At 60.0% G+C, this 472-nt stretch carries 1 protein-coding gene; it reads right to left on the minus strand.

The window, feature by feature from the left end:
• Positions 1-472: immunoglobulin-like domain-containing protein (locus tag ACXPVS_RS27425; RefSeq protein WP_458512664.1), on the minus strand; the 472-nt coding region annotated here is incomplete at both ends.

The following is a 472-nucleotide window of genomic DNA, read 5'->3' on the forward strand; positions in this document are numbered from 1 at the left end:
CTGAACAGTGCCGGCATCTTTATAGACGTCATCGGCAGGTGCGGCGACGGTTACCGAACCGGTGGTGGCGCCGGCCGCGATGGTGATCACGGCGCCGTTCGACAGCGTGACGGTAACCGGTGTGCCAGCAGCGTTAGTCAATGTCGCGGTGTAGAGGATCGAGCCGCCTTCAGCTACGGAGTCAGTGGCCGATAGGCTGAGAGTCGTAGTGTCCGGGGTATCAGTAACAGTGGTCGAAACCGGCGTTTTATCCGCGACCAGGTTTTCGTAGTTACCGCCGCTCACGTCGGTGATCGAGTTGGTCAACGGCGCGTGACCATTGAGCACATCGTTCGGAGCTACAGCATTAACAGTGCCGCTGGTTTTGCCGATATCGATGGTGATGGTCTGGCCGTTGGCCAGGGTCACGGTGACCGGGGAGCCAGTGACAGGCTGACCGATCGTCGCGGTGTAAGTGACAGTGCCGCCTTCA

It is taken from the genome of Pseudomonas sp. Ma2-10 (assembly GCF_054330215.1).